Genomic DNA, 22,656 nt, shown 5'->3' with positions numbered 1-22,656 from the left:
AGTGTGGGACTGAGCGTCCACTGCGGTACAGCTGGTACAGAGCCAGGGCTGATCAGGGAAGATTGGCTGTCCTTAGAGGAGCGCGCTCAGCCGAGTGTGTTTTTGTCCTGGCAATGGATCGGGACCTGGCTTGCGGTCTACAAGCCCATGTTGATCGTCTTGCGGGTCAGGGAAGGCGAGAGGTTGGTGGGTTTGGGGCTTTTTACTGAATCCTCCCAACGAAGGCACGGGCTATTGGTCTCACAGCGCCTTCGGCTGCACCAGACCGGAAACGCATCAGAAGACCAGATCTGGATTGAATATAATGGCTTTCTAGCAGAAAAGAGCATGGAGGCAGAGGTTTCCAAAGCCGCTATAGACTATCTTAATCAAACGCGATCAGATTGGGATGAAATCGTGTTGAGCGGAGTTGATAGTGTGTACGCACGCGAGTTAACCAAAGCCTCTGCACTGGTTCCCCACATTATTTGGGAAGCGCCTTGTTTTGGGGTGGACTTGCATTCGCTGAGGTCCTCCGGCGTGGACTTTCTCGATACGGTTTCGGGGAATACCCGTCATCAAGTTCGGCGGTCGTTGGGCCGGTACGAAGCGCTAGGCCCGTTGGTTCTGGAAAGGCCGAAAACCGTGGAAGAGGCTGAAGCGAGGTTTGATTCTATCGCCCCACTTCATCTTTTGCGCTGGGGCAGTGGACCTGGTCAAAGCGGATTTGCTAATCCGGATTTCGTGCGCTTCCATAAGGCATACCTCCGCGAACATTGGGAAGCGGGTGGTGCCGATCTGGTATCGCTGAAGGCCGGAGATCAGGTACTCGCCACTTTTTACAACCTGATTTTTAAGAATCGTGTGTATTTTTATCTGGCGGGTGTAAAGCCGGAAAAAGATAACAAGTTAAAGCCTGGACTGCTTGGCCACAGCCTCTGTATCAAGGATTACATGGAGCGTGGGGCCGATTTTTACGATTTCATGGGTGGCGATGATCGATACAAGCTCCAACTCGCTGAACCTCATCAACAACTGGTTCAGCTCGAATTACAAAGAGAGCGTTGGAGATTCAGGGTGGAACGTGCGGTACGAACCATTAAAAACGGGTGGTGTCGAACGTGAAGATAATTGTTTTGTCCCACAGAGTCCCATTTCCTCCCAACAAAGGAGAAAAGATCCGCACATTTCATCAGATCCAGTACCTCGCATCTCGGGGCCATGACGTTGTCGTCCTTGCTCCGTATGAGAGTGCGAAGGAAATAGAGCATGCCGTTGCCTTGGAAAAAAAACTGGCAATCCGAGTGCAAATGTTCCCCCTCAACAGCAAGATTGCTCGGCTGGCCCGAGGGTTTGTTACTAACCAGGCGTTGACAGCCTCCTGTTTTTACTGTGCTCGACTACAAAGAACCTTTGACGAGCTTCTGGGTTCGCGAAGCATTGATGCCGTCCTTTGTACCGGGTCGGCGATGGCACCTTATGTATTTCGTAACAAAAGCTTGATGGGGGCTCCCCGGAAGTCGGAGGTAAGGCTTCTCATGGACTTCATGGACCTTGATTCTGATAAGTGGAGGCAGTATCAAACCAGTTCGTCCCTACCGATGAGCCTTGTCTACAGTAGAGAAGCAAAGCTAATCAGCGCCATAGAAAAGCAGAGTTACCAAGTATTTGATGAGTGCTTTTTCGTTTCGGCGAATGAAATTGATTTGTTTGCCGCCCAATTGCCGGAAAGCAGCAGGCTAAGAGTCTTGGGGAATGGCATAGATACGAAGCTTTTTTTCCCGCTTCGTCGCACTGCCAATCCCCGTAAACCGGTATTTTTATTCACGGGTGTTATGAATTACAAGCCGAACGAGGACGCGGTTCAATGGTTCGTGGAGACGATCTGGGACGACATTAAGAAAGAGTGGCCAGAAGCCCAGTTTGTCGTTGCGGGCATGAACCCTTCGAGCAAAATCAGGGAATTGGGTAAAAAGCCCGGCATTGTTGTGACTGGCTTTGTTGACGATATCGTGCCTTACTACCAGAAAGCCGATGTGTTTGTGTCGCCTTTCCGGTTCGCAAGGGGCGTGCAGAATAAGATATTGCAGGCACTCGCATGTGGGCTGCCTGTTGTAACGACGCAAATGGGTCTTGAGGGTATCAATGCTAAGCCGGGCGAAGAGATTCTGGTAGCTAATACCGGTGAAGAGTTTGCTGAGGCGATAAGAAGATTGCTTACGGATGCCGAGTTGTCGCAGCGTTTTTCAGAAAATAGCCCCCACTACATCCAGCGGAATCACAGTTGGGATTCCATTCTCAAAGACCTGGTGGCTTCGCTTGAGACAAGGACGTACGTTTGACGGACTTCAGGGAACGGGTAAAAGGTGCGGCCAACCTGTTGTCGCTGGTCTTGGTGGCTCCGCTCGTTGTGCTTTTTTGGTTACTCAGGCCCATAAGCCGAGAAGAGCACCTTTTTGCCGGCTTTTCACAGTTTCTGTCTTTGATTCCCGGACTGTCTGGCAGTTATTTAAGGGTGGCATTTTATCGGTGCCTGATGGCGCGCTGCGACACCGACAACGTGATCGGTTTTGGCAGTCTTTTTTCTCACCGGGGCACAGAATTGTACGGTGGTATTTATATCGGCCCCCAGTGCAATATCGGGCTATCGGTTATTTATCCCAATTGCCTCATTGGAAGCGGCGTTCACATCCTCAGTGGAAAAGGCCAGCACCGGTTTGACGATCCCGCTATCCCACTGAGACTTCAGGGGGGCGAGTACAGGAAAATTTCGTTGGGTGAGAATTCATGGGTTGGCAACGGCGCCTTGATCATGGCGAACGTGGGTCGGGACTGTGTCATCGGAGCGGGCACAGTCGTCACACACGATATCCCGGCCGGATCCATTGTGGTGGGCAATCCTGGGGTTGTTGTGAAATCTCGTTATTCCGATGCTTCGCAGAGATCAGACCCATGACGATTGATCCCGCACCATTGACGGGCAGAACTGGTCAAGTTGGCTTGATGAGTTCTTGAGCCGTCGGAGAAATTCAGTATGGATGCTGTTGATTTTGTAATCCCTCACATGGGCAGGCCCGAACTGCTGGTGGAGACACTTGAGTCGGTTTTCGCTCAAAACCGCCCAGAGCAAATCGCAAGTGTTACCGTGGTGACAAAAAACGAGGCCCCGCTTGCCGTTAAGGAACGCGACAAGCTCAATATAATCCGGGCGCCAACTGCCTCAACCATTTCCGAACAACGCAACATCGGCGTAGTAGTAGGCAAGGCACCGCTTATTGCGTTTCTTGATGCGGACATAGGATTAGCCATGGACTGGCTGGAAACGTGCACCGGTCTTCTGGCACAGATGCCAGAGAGGGTTCTGGTCAGTGCGATGCAAAAATCGTCAGAAAACGCGGGGCGAGTGGAGCGTTTGAGGGTAGCTCTCAGCAATGTGAGCCTCGATGAGCCCGTCCAGTTTCTCCCCGGTCGGAATCTTCTGGTAAAACGATCAGCCCATGACAAAGTCGGAGGTTTCCCCGAACACCTGAAAACCTGTGAAGACTACTACTACACCGAGAAACTCTCGCAGTTAGGGGATCTGTACTACACCTCGCAGACTCACTATGTGCATCTGGGCGAGGACAGGACGCTTCGGCAGACGTTCACCAAAGAAATCTGGCGTTCGGAGTACAACCTTTTTTCTCTTTCCGGGCGTAAGGTACCCCTTCGGGAATGGCCAAGTATCCTGCTGCCTTTCTGGATGCTTCTCGGACTTGTTGTGGCGGTAATGGGGGTCTATTCACAGACAGCATTTTTTATTGGCCTCATTATGCTGTTGTTACCCATACTTCTGTATAGCGTAAGGCTGTTTGTGCAGCAGTCCAACCACGAGCCACTGCACTTTCTGGTGCTTTTTTACTCGGTGTACTTCGTGGCGCGTGCCGCAGGCACGGTTAAAGGGACGAGGCTTTTGTTGACAAGGGATCTCACGGAATGAGTATCAGAGTGCTGCAGTTTATCTGTCCTACCGGTTACTACGGTGCCGAGCGATGGATCAACGCGCTGGTCTCTGCAAACACCGACCCCGAAATTGAATACCATATTGCGATCACGGATGAGCTCGGCGCTTCCGATGAAGTGCTAACACGATCCGGGCTGCCTGACGACCGGCAGCATCGCCTGAAGATGTCTTCCAAGTTCGACCCCCGAGCGGTTCTCCGTCTGACCAGACTGCTGAAAAAGTTCCAGATAGATGTTCTACACACCCATGGCTACAAATCCGACATACTCGGTATTGTCGCCGCAAAACTTGCCGGTATCCGCTCCGTATGTACGCCGCATGGTTTTGAGAATGCCGAAGACAAGTGGCTGAAGGCCTATCTGTGGCTCGGAGGCAAGGCTTTTCACTGGTTTGACTGGGTGTGCCCACTTTCCGAAGGAATAGCGAAGACGATCGTTGAGAATTACGGGTTAGGCGGTCGCAAAGTCCGGATGATCAACAATGGGGTCGATCTCACCGAGGTCGAAACCGCGATCTCGAGCCCAAAACCTCGCGAGACATCGGATTTCACCATTGGCTATATCGGTCAGTTGATCAGTCGAAAGAACTTGCAGGCGACGATTTGTGCCTTTGAACTTTTTCATCAGCAAAACCGGAATGCCCGATTGGTATTCATTGGGGATGGCGATGAGAAAGCACAATTGATGGGTCTGATTAAGCAACTGGGGCTTTCAGATTCCGTGGCGTTTCTGGGGTTTCGGGATGACCGCCTCGCGTTCCTTCCAACCTTTGATGCCTTTGTATTGACCTCATCTCTTGAGGGTATCCCACGTTGCCTGATGGAGGCCATGGCTGCAAGGGTCTGTGTGACTGCGTTTGATATTCCTGGGGTCGATGCACTGGTGACTTCGGGAGAAACCGGTTTACTGGTTCCCTACGGCAACATCCAGGCACTGTCCAAGGCATGGACTAAGCTGTCGCAAGATGCCGACTTACGAACGAGTCTGGCAGATGCGGGCCGCGCCAGGGTTTACAGAAAGTTCTCCGCCGCTGCGATGGCAGATGAATACGCGGCACTGTTTCACGAACTTACAACGGGAAAGATAGTCCAAGATGCGTGAGATCAAGTTTGTACTCAGCATTGACACCGAAGAGGAGTGGGACTGGGAAGGGCCATTCCCAAACCGGGTTATATCGGTGGAAAATGTCAGCCACCTGTCCACCTTTCAGCGGCAGGTCCGAGGCATGGGTTTGCGTCCGACCTATTTTCTGGACTATGCAGTTATTGAGAACGAGTATTCGAGGCAGATTTTGGCTGATCTCTACAAGTCGGAGCCTGAGATTGAGTACGGCGCCCATCTGCACCCCTGGGTGACACCACCGGTTGTGCACGCCGGGTCTGAAGCCAGCTCCCACATCGTCAACTTGCCGATGGATACGGTTTCCGCTCAGCTCCGGTCACTCACGAAAGCCATCGAAAATGTGACGGGCCAAAAGCCCACATCCTTTCGTTCCGGGCGCTGGGGTATCACCGATCCTATTCTCCAGGAGCTTGCCAAGCAGGGCTATCTGGTGGATTCCAGTATTTACCCTTTCTATGAAACGGAATGGTTCAGTTGCGCGGATTACGACAGCTGGCCTTTGACGATGTCGCATCTTGGCACGACACCCGAGTTGATTGAGTTGCCGGTCACCGCCGGTTTTAATCACAGGCCCTTCGGAAAAGCCCAAAGCCTGCATCAAACACTAGAAAAGCCGGAGTGGGCACGTTTCCGGGTTATTGGCGCGCTCTGGGCACTGAGACTGCACAGAAAAATCTACCTGAGCCCGGAACTATCATCAGCAAGAGACATGATTGCCCTGTGTAAACAGATGCTGGAAACGGACTGCCCGGTGATTCATATGTATCTCCACAGTTCCAGCCTTTTGCCCGGTTCAACCCGCTATGTGCAATCCGAGAGTGACAAAAGCCGCCTCATGATGCGGATTGAGAAGGTTGTGAACTTTCTGCGTTCTCAGTGCCATTTGAAGGCGGAAACCATCACCAATGCTGCACTCGGGTTGCGAGAGCGGGGGGAACTAAAAGCTCATGACGAAAACACGGTTTGTTCAGGCTTGAGCCAATTGGTCTTTAGGGATTAGGCACGTGTGCGGAATAGCAGGGTTTACAACAGAATATCCCTCTGACACTAATCTAGATCTCGTTCGCTCCATGGTCGGTGCACTTCGCCATCGGGGGCCAGACGCCCAAGGCGTCATGCAACTCAATGGTGCGGTGTTGGGGCATGCGAGGTTGAGCATCATTGACCTTTCAGAAGCCGGAAACCAGCCATTTGTGTCGGAGGACGGCCGCTACGCGATGGTTTTTAACGGCGAAATATACAACTTTCAGAGCCTGCGCAAGAGTTTGGAAGAGCAAGGTGTCCGTTTTCGAACCCAAACCGATACCGAAGTGGTGATGGTCTTGCTCATTCGCGAGGGGATGAGCGCGATCGAGAAGCTCAATGGCATGTTTGCCATCGCATTCTGGGATAGCGAGGCGGGAACGCTGGATCTAATTCGGGACAGAATTGGCAAGAAGCCCTTGTATTACACCGAGCGGGACGGCCAGCTGATCTTTGCCTCTGAACTGAAGGCGATTCTGGTGTGCCCGAATGTGCCCCGGGACATCCGGCCAGATGCGGTGTACGACTTCTTTGCCTACCAGTACGTGCCAGATCCAAAGACCATTTTCGAGAATATCTTCAAATTGGAGCCCGGCAGCCATTTGCACCGCACGCGCGCTGGTCTGATAAAAATCCGTCGCTACTGGTCCCCGGAGATGGGCGAGCCCGAATCGATAAGTATGGAAAGCGCCAAGGCCCAGTTACTGGATTTGATTGAAGACGCCACGAAGCAACGGATGATCAGTGATGTTCCACTTGGGGCATTCCTGAGCGGGGGGGTGGACTCCAGTGGCGTCGTGGCCATGATGGCCAAAGGTGGAAACACGGTCACTACTTGCTCTATTGGCTTCGCGGAAAAGACCTTTAACGAAACGGAGTTCGCACAGACGGTGGCGGACCAGTATCGCACCGACCATCGTGTACATACTGTAAGGGATGGCGTAGCGGAGCGCTTGCTGGATATCTGCCGTTTTCTGGACGAACCCTTCGCAGATTCCAGCCTCGTTCCCACATTCTTGGTGTCTGAACTGGCAAGGCAGGACGTAACCGTCGCGTTAACCGGTGATGGCGGAGACGAAATCTTCGCGGGTTATCAAAAATACGCCACGGACTGGCGGGAGAACCAACTACGCAACAAATGCCCCTCTGCACTGCGAACCGTGATGGGCCAGCTCGCACCCGCGCTGCGAAGAGTCCCTAATAAACACCTTCGCCGGGCCGGCTCATTGATGCAAAGCTTGAGCCTTGATTCAGCAAAAGCCTTCTACGTCACCAATTCATCCCTTGATGATCACATCTGGCAGTTGCTACTTAATGAAGATTTTCGCAAAACCCTGGGTGACTACCACCCAAGCGAACTGACCGAGCAAGCCTACCACCGATGTAATTCAAAAGACCACTTGTCGCGCCTGTTGTACACGGATATGCGCACTTATTTGCCGGGTGACATCCTAGTCAAAGCGGATCGAATGAGTATGGCCAACTCATTGGAATTGCGATCACCATTGTTGGATTACCGGATCATAGAGTTTGCTAACCAGCTTCCGAGCGCTCTGAAATTCAACAAAGGTGACAAGAAAATTGTGTTGCGGACAGCGCTGAGTCCTCTGTTACCCCCAGAAATACTTAATCGAAAGAAAATGGGGTTCTCTACGCCATTAGCCCAATGGCTGCGAGGGGAGTTGAAAGCGATCGCGGAGCATTATCTTTTTGATAAAGGTGAAGGGTTGGACCGGCTATTCCGTAAAGACCATGTGAAGCTTGTTTGGGATCAGCATCAGAGGAGCCTTTTCGATCACTCTGCTCTTCTATGGAGCATGCTGATGTATGAAATCTGGTGGCAAAGATACTTAGGGGAGACCCGAGTAGAAAAAGCAGAACCTGAAGCCCTAGCCAAACGCCCCGTTAGTTCGTAGAGCGAACTAGGAAGTTATTAATGTCAATTTTATTGCTCAGTGAAATATTCCCGCCGACTCATGGGGGCAGCGGCCGATGGTTCTTTGAGCTTTATCAGCGATTGGAACCGGGTACCGTCAGAATCATTACCCATGAGCATTCGATTCCGGAGCAACAGGAAATTGATCGCCAATTTCCACAGGATATTCGTCGACTCCAAATGAAATCAGAAAGTTGGGGGCTGATAAGCCGTCAGGGCATCGTGTTCTATCTGAGGTCTATATACAAAATATGGAAAATCAGACCCCGTGGATTGTCTCAGATTCACTGTGGCCGAACGATTCCCGAGGGGTTCATCGGGCTAATATTGGCACGAATGCTCAACAAGCCTCTCGTTTGCTATGTCCACGGAGAAGATATTGAGACTGCCCGAACCAGTCGGGAGCTTATTTGGATTGTGAAAAGGGTTCTAAGTGGAGCCACTCAACTGATCTGCAACAGTCAAAACACTAGTACACTGCTTGAAGAGCATTGGCAGGTACCGAGAGAAAAAATTGAGGTTCTAAATCCTGGCGTTGATCCAGATCGTTTTTGCCCTGCACCTAAAGATCCAGAATTCAGAGCCGAGTACGGCTGGGACAGTAGATTCGTCTGTCTCACGGTAGGCCGATTACAGCGGCGAAAAGGTCACGACGTGATGATTCAGGCCGTCCCCAAATTACTCAAAGATATCCCTGAGTTTCTGTACGTTATTGTTGGAAGCGGAGAGCAATACGAAAATCTAAAACGCCTTGTCGCTAGTTTGAAATTACAACATCACGTTCAGTTTTTACAGGAATTGAACGATGAAGTGCTGATCAAGTGCTATCAGCAATGTGATTTATTCATCCTTCCCAATCGAACCGATGAGAATGACATTGAGGGCTTTGGCATGGTCCTCGTCGAGGCGCAAGCTTCGGGAAAGCCAGTAATTGCTGGCAATTCCGGCGGTACCGCAGAGACCATGCAGGTTAATAGAACCGGTTTATTAGCAGAGTGTACTTCACCAGATTCGATAACCCACGCCATCCTTGAACTGAAAAGAAATATCATGAATGGTTTATTTCGGCCTGAGGATTGCCGACAGCATGTACTCGACAATCTCACTTGGAATAATCACGCAAATAAGGCGGAAATTATTTTTAAAGAATTATAGATGATAATTTAATAATTGTTATTCGTTTGCGCTGCATGCCTGAAGAGTTTTCTTGTATTAAGGTTCTAAAGTTTCTTATTTTATGATGTTATTTGTTTTATTTGGGGGCTAGTTTAAATTATTGCTAATAAAAAATGAAACAGAATTAACCGGTGGTATTTTATGTCTAGGGTACGAAGAGCCGTAATATTTTCTTCAATTTCCCAATATGGTGCACGAATTATTGGGTTGGTAACGATGATGATCGTTGCCCGTCTTTTGTCGCCAGATGAGGTAGGAACTTTTTCCATAGCCAGCGCGCTTGTACTTATGATAAGCGAATTCAAGATGCTTGGAGCAGGGGCTTATCTGATTCGCGAAAAAGAACTAAATGAAGAAGTGATACGAAGGACATTAGGTCTAACTATTATAACATCATGGGCGCTTGGAGGTTGCGTTTTAGCAGTCGGTCCAACTATTTCTAATTACTATGATCTCCCATCATTATCGTCAATATTCAATATACTTTCTATAGGTTTCTTTATAGGTCCTTTTGTAAGTATTTGTATTGCGCTATTAACCCGTGAGTTTAACTTCAAAATAATACTAATATCAAATCTTTCATCTGCACTTGCATCGTTGTTGGTTACAGTTTCATTGATATATCTAGGTCTGAGCTATTATTCTTTGGCTTGGGGGCAAGTGGCGAGATTGACCATTCAGTTTGGTACCTTGGTCATTTTTGCCCGATTTGCGTTGTACTATCAACCAAGATTTTCAAAGCTCGGCGTGATCGCGAGATTTGGTGTTTACAATTCCCTAGCGAACCTCTTCAGAAATAGTGTAAACGTGGTTCCGGATATCGTTATTGGAAAGATGGGAACAACCAGCCAAGTAGGGATTTTTTCGCGAGGAATAGGGCTTATGGATTTTGTGGCTGGTACCGTGCAAAAAGGTGCTGAGCCAGTGGTTCTACCTTATTTGTCCGAGGCTCAAAGATCCGGTAAGAGCATGGTCGATTCGTATACTCGGGCGACTGTTCTTGCAACCGGCTTCGCTTGGCCAGTATTGGCCGTTGCCTCAGTAGCTAGCCTTCCAGTCATACGTTTCTTCTTTGGGCAGCAATGGGATGCCGCTGCACCATTGGCGTCCGCCCTAGCGATCTGGTTGATTTTGCGTACGACCCATAACTTTGCTAATAATCTTCTAATTACTTTGGGAAAAGAGCGGGTGATGATTTTTAAGGAGGCAGGCCTTTTGATTGCCGTTTTTATATTGGTGATTGTGTCCTATCCCTTAAGTCTGCAGGCAGTTGCCAACGCATTTATTATAGTTGGGTTTCTAGAGATTTTTTTAGTTACAGTTCTTCTCGTTCGATTATTCGGATTAAACGTCGGCCTATTTTACAAGTCTTTGAGTTCGAGTCTCTTGATCGCAGCACTTTGTAGTTTTGTAGCATGGCTGATTTCAATGTTAGTTCCATTTGATCAGGTGCAGTCCTGGAAGCCCGTTCTATTGATCTCCCTAATACTACCTCCGATTTGGCTAATACTGCTAAAATGTTTCGGACATCCTCTCTATAAAGAGTTGTCATCTGCGATATTTTCTTTCGTTAAATCTAGGCCCTTTTTCAGATTTTTCAGGGGAAGAGCGTAAAATAGAAGATGTACTAGGAGTATTTAGGAGCGTTGATATCAGGAATAAGTTTGTGAATAAGCTCTTGCCTTAATTTTGGTACATGGTCTGTTGTGAACAACCTATTATCAATGGGGCATAGTATGACGGTGCTGATTTGTAATTTTTTTAATAAATAGATTCTGTGGTGTAAATATGGGTAGGGTCATAGTTCTTAGTTTGTTGTTGGCTACCGTATACGGGTTGTTCTTTACGCCTTGGATTACTGCGTTGGCTTACGTGGCAAATAGTTTGTTGCAGCCCCAATATATTTGGCCATGGGCTTTTGAAGGTATTCCTATTTTTAATATTACTGCTGCCTTATCAATTCTTGGTCTTGCTATTTTTCATTTGTCTTATTCCTCTGGTTACGATAATGGCGAGGATATTAATGTCTATAATAGGCCGCAAAACCTCATGATTATCTTTATTTGGGGTTGGACACACATCTCGCACCATTTAAGTCCGTTTAAGGGGGGGGTGGCCTTTACCAGTCCAGAGATAGTTTTGAGTACGTTAAATGCAATTGTTATTATGTATTTTGTTATTTTGGGTTTGTGTAAAAGAGAAAAAACCTTGTTATATTTGTGTTATATTTTCATTGGTGTTGGTGTTTTTTATATCTATTGGGCAAACAAAGCATACTTTGGTCAGCAGTGGTTTATGTTTGAAAACGGACGCTTGAATGGACCTTCTAGAAGCCCTTATCGTGATGGTAATGCGTTATCCGTTTTGATTGTAATGTGCATGCCATTTCTTATATTTATGATATTTAGAGTTAATAGGTTGTGGCTAAAAATATTAATGGTTTTGGTTGTTCCGTTATCATGGCATGCTATTGTTCTTTTTAGTTCTAGGGGTGCACTATTGGCATCCGTTGTTACATTGTTAATAGTTTCATCCATCATTCGTTCTACTAAGTTAAACCTACTGATCGGGACATGCTTTGTCCTATTCGTCGCTTACCAAGGAGCTACGCTGCTAGACCGAACCACGCAAACCGTTGATTTGGCGCAACAGTCTGATGAGGAGCCCATAAATCCAAGGCTGGTTTCGTGGGGCGTTGGGCTAAAAATTGTTTCTGTTTATCCTATTTTTGGTGCGGGGGTTCAAATGTTCCAGGCCGCATCGCAAAGCCTATTTCCCGGAGAGAGCCCTCATGTTGCTCACAATACTTTCTTGAATTTTGCGGCTAATACCGGATTACCTAATGGTTTGCTATTCTTAGCATTAATTTGGTTGTCGTGGTCCCGTTTACTATATGCGAGAAAATTGAATATGTCATTCGATAATTCAGACTATTACGCGTTAGTGTGTTCTTCAGTAAGTGTCTTAGGGTTTTTTGTCTGCTCTATATTCCTGGATTTGATTATTTTTGAGCCGTTTTATATTGCTCTTATTATTAATCTAATCTCTTATATTCGAGTGAGATCTCAGTTTCAGGAAAAAAAAGGCTAGTTATTTGCGGTGCTCTAGATGTTTAAATTTTATTTAAAGTGTTGGTAGTGAAAGATTCCTAATAATTTTTTCTGTGAGCAGCAGAAGTAACATTTACCTTTTTAAATTTCTAATTTTAGTTAGGAAGATTTATGTTAAAAGATAAAAAGGGGCCCGATTTTATTGGTGTCGGTGTCCAGCGCGGTGGAACGAGTTGGTTATACGAATGCTTAAATGAGCATCCTGATATATATATGCCAAAAAAGGAGGTTCATTTCTTTGATAGAGATTATGAATGCGGCGTGGGGTATTATGTTAATCTATTTGAGGCGGCCGGAGAGAATAAAATAGCTGGAGAATATACCCCTGACTATATTTCATCTAAGGAGGCCATGATTAGAATCCATAATTTTGATCCAACGGTAAAATTAATTATTATGCTAAGAGAGCCGCTAGAAAGATCGTATTCGGCTTATCGCTTGTTTCAGTCGCACGGAAAATTCTTGGATCTCGAGTTTAATGAAGTATTGGAATACCATCCTTGGATATTTGAAAAGAGTTTATATAGTGATCAGATTAAAAATATTATTAATTTGTTTCCAGTGGAAAATATATATATAGACTTTTATGATCGAATAATATCTGAGCCGGAGAAGGTTTTTTCGGATGTTTGCAGGTTCGTTGGAGTAAACCCCGATTTTTCTCCCAATTCGCTTCTTAGCATAAGAAATGCTTCTATTTATCCAAATCTCCAAAATCGATACGGTCTTATAAAGATTCAAGATAAAGTTATCCGTCTGGGGCTTGGAAGGCAATTGAATTTTTTTAAGAATACAAGAATTTTTCGATATATTAAAAAAATCTTTATTGAAAGAGAACGGGATAAACAACGTGGATATGTAGTCGATGATCACTATCTAAGGATCCTTAGAAGCGAGGTGGAAGAAATTGAATCTATGCTTGGAGTTAATCTTGATGCTTGGAAGAGTAGATATATAAAATATCGAATTGAAAAGTAAGTGCTTTGGCCTATTTGTAAGAGTTTTGGTTTTTAGTAATAAATAGATTCTATCTGATTAAAAAATAATGCACAGTTTTAATTTATATTTTGGTTTCAAATTTCTAGAATTCAATCGGATAGGTTAAATTATTATGATTGATTACAATGTAACAAACGACGATCTTGATACTGTTTTCGAGTTGAAATATGGGCGGCCTGAGAGCGCAGGCTGGTCTCCTAGGCGAAGGTATGAATGGGGCTATTATCGTGCCGATGACGTGTATGAGGCTATGGTTAGTAATTTGGTTTTTCCGTCAACGAAATGGGTTGATATTGGAGGCGGGCGGGCGGTGTTTCCGGATAATGGGAAGCTTAGCGATATGCTTGCAAAAAAATGCCAGAAGCTTGTGGCGGTTGACCCAAGTAAGAATGTTTTTGAAAATCCATTTGCTCACGAAAAGGTCAACTCTTTTATTGAAGATTTTAATGTAAATGAGAAGTTTGATCTTGCGACCTTTAGGATGGTCGCTGAACATATTGATTGCCCTGAGGCAACCTTAAGAAAGCTGCGGGATTTAGTCACTCCGGGTGGTCATGTGATAATTTATACTATAAATAAGTTTAGTCCTATTCCAATAATAACATTCTTGACACCATTTTCGATTCATTACAAGGTAAAGAAACTGTTATGGGGCGGAGAGGAAAAAGATACATTTCCAGTAGCTTATAAAATGAATACAAGGGCTGACTTAAAACGGTTGTTTTTAGGATCGGGTTTCGATGAGGTTTACTTTTCCTACTTAAGTGATTTGAGTGCGTTTGGTAAGTTTAAGCTGCTAAACCTTTTGGAATTGTCGCTGTGGAAGGCGCTCAAAAACATTGGTATTACCTATCCTGAGAATAATATTCTGGCTGTGTATCGCCGGCGGTAATAATTGGACGAGGAAATTCGACGGATAGATTTGTAATATTTTTACTATGAATGGGGCGGGGAGTTAGGATTCGGCGTCGTTGGTTGAGCCCATGTATAGAATGTGGCTCCGGTGTTTATGGCCGTTAACCAATTTCTATAATACTACTAGATGGAATATTCCAGGTTATGACAAACGAGCGTCTGGCTTCACTCGATCTTTTACGCAGTATAGCCATCCTGTTGGTACTAATTGCCCATATTGTCTTGGGGTTCGGAGCGCCTGCGAGTCTTGCCCCTTTGCAGCTTGGGGGAATCGGGGTTGATTTGTTTTTTGTTTTATCTGGTTGGCTTCTTGGAGGCCAGTTGTTTTCTGAGGCGGTCCACAACGATAGGATAAACGTTCTTCGGTTTTGGTATAGACGTTGGATGCGTACATTGCCTGCGTACTATGCCGTGCTTGGGGCGCTTTCGCTCCAACAGTTGCTTACGAAGGAATCGTGGGCGCTTCCACTTGATTACCTCTTTTTTCTTCAAAATTATAATCAACCACTTGAAATTTTTCACGTGAGTTGGTCATTAGCAGTCGAAGAGCAATTCTACTTGGTTATAGCTCCTGCAATCGGTGCACTGTGGATCTTACCAAGAAAGGTTAGGCTTGCTATTGTTATTCTAGTTTTGGTTTCTCCGTCGTTGTTTCGATATCTGGATCTTTACACTAATACCTTGCAAACACACGTCAGGATTGATGGATGTATCGCAGGAGTGCTCTTAGCTTATATCAGATCTCAGCATACTGAGTTGTGGATCAGGTTGTGCAGTTTTTCTACACCGTTATTTATGATCTCGTCAACTTTTTTTGCTCTGTATTTTATTCAACGGTATTTTCCTATGGAGTGGCTCTCTGATCCCGGAATTTTTGAGCGTGCTTTAATTTTTTCATCATGGTTGCTATTTGCAGTTAATAATTCTCGTAGCCTAATTTGGAAGGTGTGGGGAAGCAAATATATTGCTACTCGATCCTATTCTTTATATCTTTTACATCCGATCGCTATCGCTATTTTTAATAAAGTGGATTATGCGTTTGGTTTTTCGGTATATATGGTTTCGGTTTTTCTCCTTTCTCTGTTTATGTCTGAAATTTTGTATCGAACAGTTGAGCTTAAATTTCTGAGGTTAAGGTCGAGATACCGAATGTTCGAAAGCGAAACTGGTAGCGTTAAATCGGATTTAAAAAAATAGAGTTAAATACTATAATATTTATGATGGTTTTCCATACTTATAGCTTGGATTATAATGTTCTAGTGAATGCTGCTCCGTTATTCGTGCATAAAGAGTTCGCTTGCAGTAATCGGATTGGTCTCTAATAAAACTGAAAAAAATATCTAATTTAGATTTGCGATCCTACCTAGGTTCCTGAGGCTGATGAAGTAAAAGCAAGCGCTTTCACGAAGGGGGAGGTAAATGTGAGCGCCTGAGTTAATTGCTCCGGTGATGTTTGTCCGGGGGGAGTGCTATGGATGCTCTTTGCAGTATGGTACTGCTCAGGAATTTTTTTTGTACGGAGCTCCTCCAAAGCCAATTTTGCCGATCTTTCCAGAAGGTGTTTTGCTTCCCGCTATACCAAAATTGTTCGGGCAGGGGTAGTATGATGGTGCTCTCGGTTAGTGTGTCTTTTTAAGTTGGTGTGAAAGGTTGGTGGGCCGTTTGGGGTTTGCGTGAATTTTATAAATAATGGAATCCCGTGTCTTTTTCCTTGTTTTGGAAGGAGCAGTTGCTGGTCGGAAGAGCTCCTACTGGTCCTACTAATGGGTGCCTACGCTCCGCGTGATGGTTTTAAGATAATTTTTTACCTTGCTCTCAAGTTGCAAATTTGGGGGCATGGTCGGGTTAACTGAAATGACAAACGTAATAAGAATGGGAAGTGTTTCGTTTGTAATCTTAGGGTTACTTTTGCTTTTACTTAATATCTATGGTCTTTCCAAGAGTTTAAGAGTAGGTGAGCTGGATGATAGTGAGCTTCGCTTCTCGGGTGACAGGCCAATTCCATTTTCAGAAGCTATGGAAAATATTAAAATTTTGCCGGGAGAGTCACGTATTGAATATGTGATCAGGCAAAATAAAAACGTGGATGATGCCCTCGCACATATAAACTGGAATGAAACCGATCCTAGTGAACATAACTTAAGGGTGCCCATTTGGGAAAACTTTATTTTATATTTTATGGGGCTTTTAAGTGGTATACCAGAGTACCAAAGGTACCATTTTGTTCAATATGATAAAAGTATCGAGAGGGGCATTGGTATTTGTGGTGACGCCTCTATGACATTATCTACGATTCTAAGTAAAAACAATATTGAAAATGAGATTTTGACATTTCCAGGGCACGTAGTGGTAACTGCTTCAATAGGAGATAGAGCCTTTGTGCTAGATCCTGATTTTGGTGTAACTTTAAATATGACCGCCGATGAGTTAAAGAATCGAAAGAGTGAGGTCGTTGAAGCCTATCGAAGTGCAGGTTATGGTATATTAGATGCCTCAAGGATCGTTAATATTCTTTCAGCGGATCACCAAATCTGGTCAGGACCATCTCACTTCATAAGAAATAAGTATTATTTCGAGTACTTGTCATACTGGCTTATTTGGGGGATTCCCGTTTCTCTAATTATTGCAGGCTGCTTTGGTCTTAAATATCGGTCCGAAAAATGAGGGGATTTGCTATTATGTTTCGAGATTTTTACGAGCTCCCCACGAGTTATTGGAAGTTTTGAACTCATGAGGGTATCTGAGAAACTCCGATGGGCTGGAAACTGCTAATCAGCAGTTCAAGTAAAACAGAGGTTTTTACAACGTTTTTCGGAAATTTAGATTATAAATAATTTTATTTCTGTGGTGATGGAATGGGTATGGCTAGGTTATTTCAACTAATCTTTGGTTTATTGATTAATTGCCTGTTGGTTTTATAAAAATATATTTAATTCGGTCTATTTTTCCGGTGTCATTCGTAATAAATTCAAGGTTGTTGATTCTTTTTTCGGTGTCTTTTTTTTATTAAATTTATGAATTCGGCTCGGCGCCACCGATATCGAAGTTGTATTTCACCAATGATCTTTTGATGGAGGCGATAAAATAGAATCTGACGTTTATTTAAGTTTACCTCTGGGCCACAGAGTTCATATCCGTGACGTTGCAACGTATCTCCTGCGACCATTTCGATCACACCGATTTCAAAGGGTGTGAGTGTTTTACGCCATTTTTCGGCCAGATTCGGATCGGGCTTGCGGTGGGTGTGGATGTTTTCTCTCATTTTCTGATAGTAACTACGTTGCATATCATATTGAAGAATGTTGGGGTGGAAATCGACTCCGAGATGCCGGCAGACCTTTTCCATACTTGACTTTAGGTCGTAGACTAGATCTTCATAACGGATATATAGGAAGCGTTCAGGTGCTTCATTAATAAACGCTTCTTGTTGCTCCACCTCTCGTTTCCAGCGTTGTGCGCCCGTATAAGGATTTGTGCCGAGTCCCCATTTGTTCTCAATATAGGAATTGGTCACGCCCCGGCCATCTCGGACAATGACAATAAACAAGGTGTCTTGGAGAAATTGACGTAATTCCTCAATATGCTCAGTTAGTTGGGGATCTTTAAGTCCCCAGATTTTGGTTTTGTCCTGCTCAAATAAATCTTTGACTGAAATATTTGCGTCGTCAATCACACGAGCTTCGATCTCGCTGATAAGTTTCTCTTTGTTGTAGTTTTTTCCAAAAACGTTATGCAAGTTAATTTCGTTCTGAACAAATACTTCTGGGTGGGCTGAGAGGGCGCGAGTCAGCAGGGTTGTCCCGGAACGCTGGGTGCCCATCACGAAAAAAGGTGTGGGTGTTTTGGCTGGTTTGGTTTGTGTTATGGCTTTTGTTCGAGTTTGGGACATACTATTTCCTGGGGAAGCTCATTAGTGATTCATGAAACTTAGGATTAAGCAGCCGATTCGTTAGGTGCTTTCGTACGACTGCTGATATCGCTCAACCATCTTTTTGGCTGAGAAATTGTCGTGAAATCGGGCTTTGGCTCTCAGGGCCATGGAGCGCCTTTGGTCGGAATTATCGATTAGGATTTGAATACCGTTCGTGAGGGCTGTCAGGTCGTCACTCTCGATCAACACTCCTGTTTCACCGTCCACTACAATTTCCGGTGTTCCCCCTACTCGGGTTGCCACAGTGGGTATCCCAAGGCTCATGGCCTCTAGTAGTGTCATGGATGTTCCTTCCGTAAACGAAGGTAGTAGAAAAATATCCATCAGGCTCAGAAAATCGGCGGCTTGGGTTTGGAAGCCGGCAAAAATAGCCGCGGACCCCAGTTTTAAATCCTCTGCCAGGACCTCAAGGTTTTCTCTTTCCGGCCCGTCACCCACGAGGAGCAGACGAACCTTGTAACCCTTGTCAATAAGAGCTCGAGTGGCTTGAAGTATCAGTGCGTGGTTTTTTACTGGATCCAATCGTGCAACCGTGCCGATGATCAGTTCACCTTGCTGTAATCCAAGGTTGGTGGAAAGGAAGTGGCGGTGTTCATCATCGATTACAGTTAGTGGGTCGATTCCATTGTAAATGACGTCGATTTTGTATCTCGGCATGTATTCGTATTCAGCCAATGCATCCCGAGTCGCGTGGGATATCGCCACCAATGTTTTAGTCGTGTGTGCGATGATGGGATTGATGAAGCGAGCTTTCTTTCGATATCGATCCGGGTGAAAGCGACCGTGCTCGGTGAAAACAACCTTGGCACCGGTACCCCAGTGCGCAAACCAACCGTAGGTAAAGGGGGAATACTGGTGGCAATGTACGATATCGAGGTGACGATGTTTGATCAGTTTTCTGAGCCAGAGGATGATTTTCCAGTCGAGGCCGGAACCTCGTTGCCGCGAGTGAACTTTTATTCCGTTCTTGGCTTCGATTTCCTTTCCGATGGCTCCTACTTCACCGTCAATGCAGGCTATCTCGCACTCAAAGCGGTTTGGATCCAGGTTGTTGACTAATTGGCGAATAACCTGTTCGGTTCCGCCAAAACCCATATTGAACGTGACGTGCAAGATTCTTGTTCGTGGCTGGCGGGCGGGTGATGAGGGGTCGCCAATTTCCTGAGCTCGTCTGACTTCTTCCATGGGTCACCTGGCCAACTTAATTGAGTTCATTGCGTTCTGGACACTTTCTATGGCGCGCTCGCAATTTCTTGGTGCGCACTTGTTCTGGAGTACGATCATTCCAAACTGCTTCTCTTGTGCCAGTAACGCAGGTATTTGAAAGAGCTTTGCCTCCTTGTATGTCCAGCCGCGGTTAGAGCCAACCTGGAACCATTGGCCGACGATTACCTGTTCGTTGGTCTCTATGTTTCGGTAGCTATGGAGGCCCGGTCCGAAGGTTTGCTTTAACTGCCAGAGGGAGGTGTTAAACATTCTCGGCAGGTAAGGTACAAGTTTTTGTTCGGCGGTGTGTTTTTGGCTTTGTGCTAACAGCGCCCAGAGGTCGCCCGAACGCCGAGCTTCGGTCTTCAATGACTCTGGCAGTTCTAGGGTGATTGGGAGATCGTCTGCATCGGTGATTTTGCTGTCCGGCAGTTCAAGCTGCCAGGGTGAGTCGGGTGGGGTGGGTCTCTGGGCAATCGCCAGGGCTAATGGGCCGACCGCAATGGCTAATAGCATTGCAGTTACGTTGGTTCTATTGAGTGAAGTGAATGCTGGTTTTGAAGAGGAGTCGAGCTCTCTTTTATGCACGGGGGAAAAGTAAAAGGCGGGGAGAATAAAGCCTGCGTAGACAATCCACCCCATGGTTTCGTGATCATTGATCAGGTCGTGCTGCATGTTGGATTCATAGCCAACCGCCACCAGAATGGTTATACGGACCCAGTTGGCTACAAGGCCTATCGTTGCAGCGATTGCCAGGGTGATGAGCCATCCGCGCCAGCGGAAATCATTCAGGATGGATGTCATCATGGCTAACAAAATCGAGATTGCAAAGTAGCGAATGCCAGAGCAGCCATCGGCAATGACCATCCGGCCATAGGGTAGCGTGATGCTGTTGCCTTCAATGAGGGCCGTCATGCCAAGCCAGTTTACCCATGAGCCAACAACGATGCTTGCGAGTTCAACAAGGAATGGAACGATATCCGCCCAAATCGGTAGTGACAGCGAAAAAAAGAGAACGTGAGGTATAAATACGAGTGCTCCCTGAAGTCCAATAAGGGCCCAAGCGGTCGCCACCAGGCCGGCTGGTAATACCAGATAGGTAAGTGTATCGAGGCGAACCAGTTCCAAAAGGGCCCAGATTATCGTTGTGGCAATCAGCAGAACAGCGCCGGCAAGGTGATACGGTTTAGAGGGTGCTTGGTGGTTCGGAAAGGCAGGAGGGTGGATAAGCAGTAGCGCCAGAAAGATGATTGCGGTAGCAAGACCGTGGGCCAGAACTTGCTCGAATTCAAGCCAAGCTTTGCCGAGTCTGATCCACGTGGGATAGAAAATAATGGCCGCAACCGCTGTAGCGATGAGGTAGGGCCTGGAGGGCGGTAGATTGTCTAGCGTTTTCCTTAACATCTTGCATCTGCCAACTGCTTACACCTCTGGCAGGATACAATTTATTACAAGATCGGAAAATAGGCGTTACTGTGCAGAGGCGCTTTTTGTGGACTGGTTTAGGTGTTGCCTTAGGAATGCTTTATCCGTTGGCTCGCTATGTTTTGATGTGGTGTTGGTATCGTCAAAGATTCAGGCGCCTCGCCTAGTCCATCTGGACTGATGCGCTCTGACATGTTTTCGATATAGTGCCGTTTGTTTTTCTCTGAGGGCGGTAAGCCAGACGGGAAGCGCAGAATAATGATGTACCGTTAAGGAGGCTACCTGTATTCATATTTGCCACAAACCCAGTTTAAAAATTGGTGGGGGAGGTTAGGATGGATGACGTTGCGGTGTAGCGCTTTGGGTAGTTTTCCGTGGATCAGTCACGGATGGTTAGGGTATCACGCCGAAAAGACGTGGTCTTGGGAGAAAGATTCTTGATTTTTTGAAGGTGAGTAGTCGTGGAGCGGAATATTTCTGAAGCTCGGAATGTGCCTTTAATAAGTGTTGTCATGTCTGTGTACAACGGTGAAGAATTTTTGCGAGATTCTATAGAAAGTATTCTCAATCAAAGCTTCAAAGATTTTGAATTTATAATTGTAAATGATGGTAGTTCCGATCATTCAGGTGAGATAATAGAATCTTACTGTGATTCGCGGATTTTATACATAAAAAATGAAAACAATAAAGGTCTGATAGATAGCCTCAACAAAGGAATTGGGTTTGCAAGAGGTAAATATATTGCAAGGCAGGATGCTGATGATGTATCTCTTGAAAATAGGCTGGAAAGACAGGTCGATTATCTAGAGAAAAATGCTGATGTATGCGTCTTAGGTTGTGGTTTGGAGATGATTGATGAAAATGGTAACTTCATCTCAAATTGGATTCATCCAACTGGCATTAATGTTGTTCGTTGGAATTTGCTTTTTAATAACTGTGTAGCCCATTCCTCTTCGGTATTTCGAAGAGATATTGTTGAAAAAATAGGTTTTTATAGTAAGGAGTATAAATATGCGGAAGATTATGATCTATGGTCTAGGGTTTCCAGGTTTCACCATGTAGAAAATCTATCGGAGCCTCTTCAGAAGTACAGGATTCATCCTGATGCAGTCAGTTCTATAAGCGGAAACGATCAAATTGAAGTTCGAGAAAGGATATCTTGGATTAACATAAAAAATGAGGTGGGAGCGTCAACATTCCCAGATTCATTTAAAGTTCTTTTGCCTAAGTTTAGGGTAGATTGTGCCAATGCAGCACTGGATTATGCTTCTGCTTTATTTGAGTTGAAGAATATTTTTTCTGAGAACAGGAGGTTGTCTATGAAGGATAGGGATCACATAGATGAATATATTTTAAGTTGTATTTTGGGGGTTAGAGAAAGTCTAAGCCTAATCCAAACAATTTCATTCATTTTCAAGGGTCGCTATTACTTTCCTAAAATATTTTGGACGAAATTAGGTGTTGTTAGATTTTTGCTTAGTCCTAGGCATAAAAGGTTTATCACTAGAATCTTTGGTAGGCAAAATCAGCCATTGAGGCGGTGATGTCACCATATCTTAAAGCGGATCATGTGGAATTAAAGTTTTTAGGTTGAAAAAGAGCCAAGCGGACGCTTGCGTGGAGATATCAGGTTGCCGTGATCAAAGCTATAAAGTCGAAGATTTGGAGTGAATCGATTGAACATTTCTAGGCGGGTTCCTTATGTTGGTCTTAGGTTGACGTTCTGAATCGCTTGCATCGGTTACCCGTCGTGTCGATCGACTGGGTGCTTCCCGAGATGAGTTGGGGATTGAGATTTGTTCGATTTCTGTTACATGACCTGCCGCTTCGCC

Annotated in this window: 18 protein-coding genes; 15 read left to right on the top strand and 3 right to left on the bottom strand. The window is 45.7% G+C overall.

The features are described from left to right. The first annotated feature begins 3 nt into the window (after nt 1–3). The 14 genes from QVZ43_RS12760 to QVZ43_RS12695 all read left to right on the top strand — a co-directional run bounded on the left by QVZ43_RS12760 (nt 4) and on the right by QVZ43_RS12695 (nt 16,926). Nucleotides 4–1,104 carry a GNAT family N-acetyltransferase gene (locus QVZ43_RS12760; RefSeq protein ID WP_302910233.1) on the top strand — a complete coding sequence of 367 codons (1,101 nt, stop codon included), beginning with the start codon at nt 4–6 and terminating at the stop codon, nt 1,102–1,104. Further along, nucleotides 1,101–2,321 carry a TIGR03087 family PEP-CTERM/XrtA system glycosyltransferase gene (locus tag QVZ43_RS12755; RefSeq protein ID WP_302910232.1) on the top strand — a complete coding sequence of 407 codons (1,221 nt, stop codon included), beginning with the start codon at nt 1,101–1,103 and terminating at the stop codon, nt 2,319–2,321. The genes QVZ43_RS12760 and QVZ43_RS12755 overlap by 4 nt, the downstream gene beginning before the upstream one ends. Then, nucleotides 2,318–2,935: an acyltransferase gene (locus QVZ43_RS12750; RefSeq protein ID WP_302910231.1), complete on the top strand. Its 618-nt coding sequence runs from the start codon at nt 2,318–2,320 to the stop codon at nt 2,933–2,935. Before QVZ43_RS12755 ends, QVZ43_RS12750 begins: the two co-directional genes overlap by 4 nt. Nucleotides 2,936–3,013: 78 nt before the next feature. Then, nucleotides 3,014–3,958, top strand: a complete 945-nt coding sequence (locus QVZ43_RS12745) for a glycosyltransferase family 2 protein (protein WP_302910230.1) — start codon at nt 3,014–3,016, stop codon at nt 3,956–3,958. Further along, the gene (locus tag QVZ43_RS12740; RefSeq protein ID WP_302910229.1) at nt 3,955–5,082 is read left to right on the top strand and encodes a glycosyltransferase; all 1,128 of its coding nucleotides are present in this window, start codon (nt 3,955–3,957) and stop codon (nt 5,080–5,082) included. The genes QVZ43_RS12745 and QVZ43_RS12740 overlap by 4 nt, the downstream gene beginning before the upstream one ends. Beyond that, nucleotides 5,075–6,103, top strand: coding sequence for a polysaccharide deacetylase family protein (locus QVZ43_RS12735; protein ID WP_302910228.1), 1,029 nt, complete (start codon nt 5,075–5,077; stop codon nt 6,101–6,103). The genes QVZ43_RS12740 and QVZ43_RS12735 overlap by 8 nt, the downstream gene beginning before the upstream one ends. A gap of 4 nt (nt 6,104–6,107) precedes the next feature. After that, nucleotides 6,108–8,042 carry an asparagine synthase (glutamine-hydrolyzing) gene (asnB, locus tag QVZ43_RS12730; protein ID WP_302910227.1) on the top strand — a complete coding sequence of 645 codons (1,935 nt, stop codon included), beginning with the start codon at nt 6,108–6,110 and terminating at the stop codon, nt 8,040–8,042. 20 nt (nt 8,043–8,062) lie between these two features. After that, on the top strand, nt 8,063–9,217 hold the full coding sequence (locus QVZ43_RS12725) for a glycosyltransferase family 4 protein (protein WP_302910226.1): 1,155 nt from the start codon (nt 8,063–8,065) through the stop codon (nt 9,215–9,217). A 162-nt stretch (nt 9,218–9,379) separates the two neighbouring features. After that, complete coding sequence (locus tag QVZ43_RS12720) at nt 9,380–10,852, top strand: oligosaccharide flippase family protein (protein ID WP_302910225.1); 1,473 nt, start codon at nt 9,380–9,382, stop codon at nt 10,850–10,852. Nucleotides 10,853–11,110: 258 nt separating this feature from the next. Next, nucleotides 11,111–12,328, top strand: a complete 1,218-nt coding sequence (locus QVZ43_RS12715) for an O-antigen ligase family protein (protein WP_302910658.1) — start codon at nt 11,111–11,113, stop codon at nt 12,326–12,328. 131 nt (nt 12,329–12,459) lie between these two features. Next, complete coding sequence (locus tag QVZ43_RS12710; protein WP_302910224.1) at nt 12,460–13,326, top strand: sulfotransferase domain-containing protein; 867 nt, start codon at nt 12,460–12,462, stop codon at nt 13,324–13,326. Between the two features lie 133 nt (nt 13,327–13,459). After that, on the top strand, nt 13,460–14,239 hold the full coding sequence (locus QVZ43_RS12705; RefSeq protein WP_302910223.1) for a class I SAM-dependent methyltransferase: 780 nt from the start codon (nt 13,460–13,462) through the stop codon (nt 14,237–14,239). A gap of 167 nt (nt 14,240–14,406) precedes the next feature. Next, on the top strand, nt 14,407–15,459 hold the full coding sequence (locus tag QVZ43_RS12700) for an acyltransferase family protein (RefSeq protein ID WP_302910222.1): 1,053 nt from the start codon (nt 14,407–14,409) through the stop codon (nt 15,457–15,459). Nucleotides 15,460–16,116: 657 nt separating this feature from the next. Beyond that, on the top strand, nt 16,117–16,926 hold the full coding sequence (locus QVZ43_RS12695) for a hypothetical protein (protein WP_302910221.1): 810 nt from the start codon (nt 16,117–16,119) through the stop codon (nt 16,924–16,926). A gap of 304 nt (nt 16,927–17,230) precedes the next feature. Here the strand turns inward: QVZ43_RS12695 and QVZ43_RS12690 are convergent, their stop codons facing one another. From QVZ43_RS12690 to QVZ43_RS12680, 3 genes are read right to left on the bottom strand one after another with little or no spacing between them, the layout of a single operon-like run. After that, the gene (locus QVZ43_RS12690; protein WP_302910220.1) at nt 17,231–18,151 is read right to left on the bottom strand and encodes a sulfotransferase family protein; all 921 of its coding nucleotides are present in this window, start codon (nt 18,149–18,151) and stop codon (nt 17,231–17,233) included. A 60-nt stretch (nt 18,152–18,211) separates the two neighbouring features. Further along, nucleotides 18,212–19,378, bottom strand: coding sequence for a glycosyltransferase (locus tag QVZ43_RS12685; RefSeq protein WP_302910219.1), 1,167 nt, complete (start codon nt 19,376–19,378; stop codon nt 18,212–18,214). A 3-nt stretch (nt 19,379–19,381) separates the two neighbouring features. Continuing rightward, the gene (locus QVZ43_RS12680; RefSeq protein ID WP_302910218.1) at nt 19,382–20,803 is read right to left on the bottom strand and encodes an exosortase/archaeosortase family protein; all 1,422 of its coding nucleotides are present in this window, start codon (nt 20,801–20,803) and stop codon (nt 19,382–19,384) included. Between the two features lie 482 nt (nt 20,804–21,285). Between QVZ43_RS12680 and QVZ43_RS12675 the strand changes: the two genes are divergently transcribed. After that, nucleotides 21,286–22,368 (top strand): glycosyltransferase, encoded by a 1,083-nt coding sequence (locus QVZ43_RS12675; protein ID WP_302910217.1) that lies wholly within the window; start codon nt 21,286–21,288, stop codon nt 22,366–22,368. The last annotated feature ends 288 nt before the right edge of the window (nt 22,369–22,656 follow it).

This window comes from Marinobacter suaedae, assembly GCF_030519635.1.
GTDB classification, from domain to species: Bacteria; Pseudomonadota; Gammaproteobacteria; order Pseudomonadales; family Oleiphilaceae; genus Marinobacter; species Marinobacter suaedae.
This window is presented reverse-complemented; position numbering and strand designations above follow the sequence as displayed.